6 protein-coding genes are annotated in these 5,570 nt (G+C 33.1%); 1 reads left to right on the forward strand and 5 read right to left on the reverse strand.

All coding sequences use genetic code 11. The features are described 5' to 3' along the window. Positions 1 to 112: 112 nt before the first annotated feature. Entirely contained in the window at positions 113 to 781 is a 669-nt protein-coding gene (locus KI356_RS20105; protein ID WP_212936253.1) for a hypothetical protein, read from the reverse strand. A 219-nt stretch (positions 782 to 1,000) separates the two neighbouring features. Between KI356_RS20105 and KI356_RS20110 the strand changes: the two genes are divergently transcribed. Further along, positions 1,001 to 1,828 carry a peptidoglycan-N-acetylglucosamine deacetylase gene (locus KI356_RS20110; protein ID WP_128280341.1) on the forward strand — a complete coding sequence of 276 codons (828 nt, stop codon included), beginning with the start codon at positions 1,001 to 1,003 and terminating at the stop codon, positions 1,826 to 1,828. 43 nt (positions 1,829 to 1,871) lie between these two features. Here the strand turns inward: KI356_RS20110 and KI356_RS20115 are convergent, their stop codons facing one another. The 4 genes from KI356_RS20115 to KI356_RS20130 all read right to left on the reverse strand — a co-directional run. Beyond that, positions 1,872 to 2,297: a WapI family immunity protein gene (locus KI356_RS20115; RefSeq protein ID WP_212936254.1), complete on the reverse strand. Its 426-nt coding sequence runs from the start codon at positions 2,295 to 2,297 to the stop codon at positions 1,872 to 1,874. Positions 2,298 to 2,487: 190 nt separating this feature from the next. Then, on the reverse strand, positions 2,488 to 3,759 hold the full coding sequence (gene ulaA / locus KI356_RS20120) for a PTS ascorbate transporter subunit IIC (RefSeq protein ID WP_128280343.1): 1,272 nt from the start codon (positions 3,757 to 3,759) through the stop codon (positions 2,488 to 2,490). A gap of 24 nt (positions 3,760 to 3,783) precedes the next feature. Further along, positions 3,784 to 4,053: a PTS sugar transporter subunit IIB gene (locus tag KI356_RS20125; protein WP_128280344.1), complete on the reverse strand. Its 270-nt coding sequence runs from the start codon at positions 4,051 to 4,053 to the stop codon at positions 3,784 to 3,786. 13 nt (positions 4,054 to 4,066) lie between these two features. Then, a partial coding sequence (locus KI356_RS20130) for a BglG family transcription antiterminator (protein ID WP_212936255.1) occupies positions 4,067 to 5,570 on the reverse strand: 1,504 nt, incomplete at its 5' end.

A 5,570-nucleotide genomic window follows, 5' to 3' on the forward strand; every position in this document is an offset into this window, starting at 1 on the left:
TATGTATGTACAATATATTCTACATTATTTTTTAGTTTTCCTATATTTATTTTTTAAATACGGTATGTGAAATTTTCGTTGATATTCTTTAAAACAAAAAACATCCTTTTCTTTATTTTTCACACGGTTGTTCGTTCACATTATCCATATAATACTCTACTAACGCATTCAATGGATTTATTATGTTCCTTCCTATTATATTTTCTACCCTTGTAGCAGCATCTACCATCGATAATTGTGCAACTGAAAGCATTTCATTTCTACCTTTCATAATTTCATATAAATACTTTTCTAATTTAATATCATGCTCTTCTTTACTACCTTGCATGATTAACTCAAATATACCTTCTATCACTTTCACTTTTACATGTATAGATTTATTTTTCTGCTGAGCGTATTGTTTGAAACGTTCCATCGTTCCTAAAACTGTGCTAGCATTTGTAAAAACTATTGTTTGTGGCTCTTCAACATGACAAAGCATTTCAAAGAATGGCTCATCAATTTTCAATATAGGAATGTCTATTTCGAAATTCTCATCTAATAGCGTAATATAATTTGTACAAGTTATTAATAGTATATCTACATTACTTTCGGCAATATACTTTAAAAGATCATTCAATTTATTTCGTGCTTGTTCTCTTTCAAAATCGCAATCTTTTTTTAGTATGTGTGATAAGATGGGATCTACAAAATGGAGTATTTCTATTTCAAAAGATTGAAACGCTCGGTCAATGTATTCAATATTTGAATGATGAGCATGTAAACAAGCTAATTTTTTCATACTTATCCTCCCTTTCCAAAACTAAAAACATGTATGAACCATTATAAATGCAGTTCCATACATTCAATTCTTGTTTCATTTTTTTAAACCTGCAAAAACGTTGAAATCTTGCATATTTTTGCATAAAATTTCTTACGCTTGTAAAAAAGTTTTTTTGCATTTCCACCTCTAAAATTGCTAATATAGTAGAGTAGAACTTTTATAGAGAGAAGGAAAATTATGCACAATGGAATTCGAATGACAACTTTAGTTAAAAGGGCTCTCTTGATTTGCGCTGGGGTATTATTTACATACGAGGCCGCTTACGGATCAACACATATTGCTCTAGCAAGTACAGAGGATGAAGCAAAATCTGTTCAACTTGTAAGTGAAATTCAAACATCTCTCGCTCCGAAAGAAGCTCCAAAGCATTATAACGGGCAAGTTAGAAAAGTCGCTTACTTAACATTTGACGATGGTCCTGGAAAATACACAGCTGAGCTTTTAGATATGTTAAAGAATGAAAATGCAAAAGCAACATTCTTCCTAATTGGTTCAAACGTGAAAGCTTTCCCTGATCTTGTAAAACGTGAGGATGCTGAAGGCCACTATGTTGGGATGCACAGTATGACTCATAACTACAAGAAGCTGTATACAGAAGGGCATTACGTAGATGAAATGAAGGAAGACCAAGGCTTAATCGCTGGCGTTCTAGGCAAATCACCAGTATTAACTCGTCCAGCTTACGGCTCAATGCCAGGATTAAATGAAGCTCTTCGCAACAAAGCTGTTGAAAATGGTTTAAAAGTTTGGGATTGGACAATTGATTCATTAGACTGGAAATACAACAAAATGCCAGTTGACGCTGCATCTGCTAAAATCGTAGAAAACGTGCTAGCTGGTGCTACAAACCCAACAGAAGTTATCCTTATGCACGATATTCATCCACAATCAGTTAAAGCAGTACCTGGAATTATTAAGGGGCTGAAAGAAAGAGGATATGAATTAGAAAGCTATCATGAGAACGAACACTTCCCATTAAACTTCTGGCATGATAATCGTATTTAATGAAAAGACTTGATTCCCTCTAGTAGGTTATCAAGTCTTTTTATTATCGTTTTGGAAATTTCTTTTGCTGCTCTTCAATAGAACGAATAATATTCTCTCTATCATTTTGAGTTATACCGATAGAAAATTCGTACTCCTCTTCCTTACACCATGAAGGATTAAGTTCCTGCGATAAGCGAATAACAAAATGAAGCTCCCCTTCATTTTCTCCCATAAATTCAAACGCTGCATTTGGTTCTATGAAATCTAGTTCGTTATATGTAGGGTTCGGTAAAGATTCAAACCATTTTATCATGTACTGTAAGTCGTCAGTTTGTAAAAAAGGATCCATCGTTTCAAAAACTTTATTTTCTTCTGACAGTTTCGCTTTTATCATTAGCCAATTACGATCACACGTATTATTTGCATTTTCAAACTGGTATTTTACAACTTCTATATGTAGTGCTACTTTTTCATTTTGAAAAATCATGATTTACCTCCTAATTATGCTTCTCTCAATTTTATCCTTAAGTAAAGAGTTGTCTGTATACAAACAATCCCTTCGATATTGCCGAATGCTTTTCAAACTAGTTTATCATTATTTTTCAATACGATAATAATCTTAATAAAAAAAAGACTCGGATTCATTATTAGAATTCAAGTCTTTTTTACCCTATATATTAAAAAATATAACCTACTAATTTCGCAATCTCACTAATTAAAATACCAACAACAGCAAAGTCAGAATCACCGAATGTTGTATTTTCAAATCCTAATCCACCTAATATAGGTAGTAATATAGCTGGTAGGAATGAGATTAATAATCCATTTACAAAAGCTCCTAATATGGCTCCTCGTCTTCCTCCAGTTGCATTTCCAAATACAGCAGCTGTTGCCCCTGTAAAGAAATGAGGGATTAGTCCTGGCACTATTACACTTAAGCCGATAAATGGAAGAATAAACATAGATAGTAATCCTGCAATAAAACTTGTTAAAAAACCAATAATAACTGCATTTGGTGCGAATGGAAAGATTGTTGGACAATCTAATGCTGGTTTGGCATTTGGTACAAGTTTATCTGCTATCCCTTTAAATGCAGGGACAATTTCTGCAATCAACATACGGACACCAGCTAGAATAATATATACACCCGCAGCAAATGTAATTGCTTGCATGAATGAATACACGAGATAATTTTGTCCGTTACTTAATTCTGTTTCGATAAAGTTTTTACCCGCAAATGGTGCAACAATAAAGAATAACACCGCCATTGTTAATGACATAGAAACTGATGTATCACGTAAAAACCCTAATGACTTCGGTACTTTAATTTGTTCTGTAGATTTTTCTTTATTTCCAAATTTACTACCAACAAACCCTGCTGCTAAATATCCAACTGAACCGAAATGGCCAATTGCGATATCATCCATTCCCGTAATTTTTCTAACATACGGTTGAAGTAGCGCTGGAAAAATGACCATAAGTAATCCTAAAATAATAGATCCAATAATAACTAGTGAAGCACCTTTCATCCCTGTAGTTGAAAATACAGCTGAAATTAAACATGCCATGAATAATGTATGATGACCAGTTAAAAATACATATTTAAATCTTGTAAATCGTGCAATTAGTAAATTAGCAATCATCCCAAATACCATAATTAATGCCGTTTCTGTTCCTAAAGTTTGCTGTGCTATCGCAACTACAGCTTCGTTATTTGGAATAATCCCTTTAATATGGAATGCTTTATCAAATATTTTACCAAAAACATCTAAAGCTCCTATTAATATAGTGGCTCCGCCTCCTAAAACGACGAAGCCCATAATTGTTTTTAATGTTCCTGAAACTGTATCTGCAAAATTCTTTTTTTGCAGTAGCAAACCGCACATAGCAAACAATCCAACTAATATTGCCGGTTGTCCCAAAATATCCTTCATTATTATATCAAACATAGCACTACTCCCCTTTCACTGTATCTACATCAGGTGTTTTTGTAATGCTTCTCTAATTTCATTTAAATCTAGAATATTTGTTAATCCAGCAACTGTTCGAGTACCATCTTCAAGGTTGCAAATGATATCTTTCGCACCTAAATATAGATCTGCTTGTTCTGATTTACTTGATGTTAAATCCGTATGAGAAACTTCAGCTTGCAAGCCAAGTTCAGTTAATATTTTCTTCACATTCATTTCTACAATAAAACTACTTCCTAATCCATTTCCACATACAACTAATACTTTTTTCATTTCAATCTCCCCTTTAATTAGAATATTTAGCTATCATTTCTAGCATTTCATTTATTGAATCTGAATGAATTAACATTTCTACATTTTTCGGCTCAGATAACATCTCACTTAATTGTGCCAATGCTTTCAAATGTGTCTCATTATCTATCGCTGCTAATACAATAATTAAATTTGCAGCATGCTCTTGTTTTTCTGAAAATAACACACCTTCTTTTAGTTGTAATAAACTCATCCCTAATTTTTTGACACCTGCTTCTGGACGAGCGTGAGGTATTGCGATTTTAGGTGCAATTACAATGTACGGGCCTAACTTCTTTACATTCGCAATCATCTCAGAAATATATTCCTCAGAAATATTTCCGTTTTGTAATAAAGGCTCAGACGCAACACGAATTGCTTCCTCCCACGTCTCAACGTGATTCTCAAGCTGAATAAATTCTCTAGTTAATAGCTCGTTTAACATAGGCTTATATTTCTCCTCCTTATCAATATGTACAGGACCACTCATAAACTCTCTCAATTCATTTTTTAAAGATTTTTCATCTAAAATGTCTGCGTATTTTTGAATAATACCCATCATCATATCAACTGAATCATTTTGATTTTCGCCATACAAAGCCACATTTACTTTTCGTAGTAACGATGCTTTTTCGGAATCAGTCAAAATTGGATTTACCATAAAGATAGGAATGTTCCCCTTCTCAAGTTCAGTTGTAGTAATGATACAATCTACATCAAATGCATTTGAGTCATATTCCCGCTTTGAAATGGCTTTTAAAATATCTACACTCGAAAACAATTGCTCTAATTGGTACTGCAACATACGTGATGTACCAATACCATTTGGACAAACAAGTAGCGCAGTTTTTCTTGAAGTGGGAACGATTCCCTCTTTCCTCATCCAAGCACCAAAGTGCATAGTAATATATGCCATTTCATCTTCTGAAACTGTTTTTCCAACATATTCTTCAAAATGATGAATCACTTTTTTTGTAAGAGTATATACCTCTTCATAATTTTGCTGGATTGTATAAAGTAATGGATTTTCTATTTCAATCCCGTACTTTACACGATAAAATGCCGGTTTCATATGCAGATATAGGTCTGAAGCAAGTCCTTTAAAATCTTGAAATATAACACAAGCATAATGTTGAAAATCCTTTATCATATATCCGACCATTGAATGTATTCCATCAATCTCACTTTTTTCAAAGTCTTTTTGTTGAGCATTTACTTTTGCCCCTAACAAATGAGTCGTAATATAATAAATTTCGTCTATTGGAAACTCCACGAAAAATACTCTTTCAAACTGTTTTGCAATATATTTTGCTGCTTCAAATTGTTTTGTTTCGCGTAGTACATCCTTTTCAGCATCATCCATTTCAACACATTTTCCATTTACAATACGATTACGGAACAAATACATGTAAACGCTTAAACTTTCAAGTACCTCATCTGTATACTGAACTCCTAAAAGCTCTTCACAATTCGATAAAATATTTTTTATTATAATAAGT

Origin of the sequence: Bacillus hominis, assembly GCF_018332515.1 — a bacterium.
Lineage (GTDB): Bacteria > Bacillota > Bacilli > Bacillales > Bacillaceae_G > Bacillus_A > Bacillus_A hominis.

Bases quoted from the DNA above. Each gene is read 5' to 3' on its own strand.
- KI356_RS20105 (WP_212936253.1), bottom strand. From the start codon at position 781: ATGAAAAAATTAGCTTGTTTACATGCTCATCATTCAAATATTGAATAC.
- KI356_RS20110 (WP_128280341.1), top strand. From the start codon at position 1,001: ATGCACAATGGAATTCGAATGACAACTTTAGTTAAAAGGGCTCTCTTG.
- KI356_RS20115 (WP_212936254.1), bottom strand. From the start codon at position 2,297: ATGATTTTTCAAAATGAAAAAGTAGCACTACATATAGAAGTTGTAAAA.
- ulaA (WP_128280343.1), bottom strand. From the start codon at position 3,759: ATGTTTGATATAATAATGAAGGATATTTTGGGACAACCGGCAATATTA.
- KI356_RS20125 (WP_128280344.1), bottom strand. From the start codon at position 4,053: ATGAAAAAAGTATTAGTTGTATGTGGAAATGGATTAGGAAGTAGTTTT.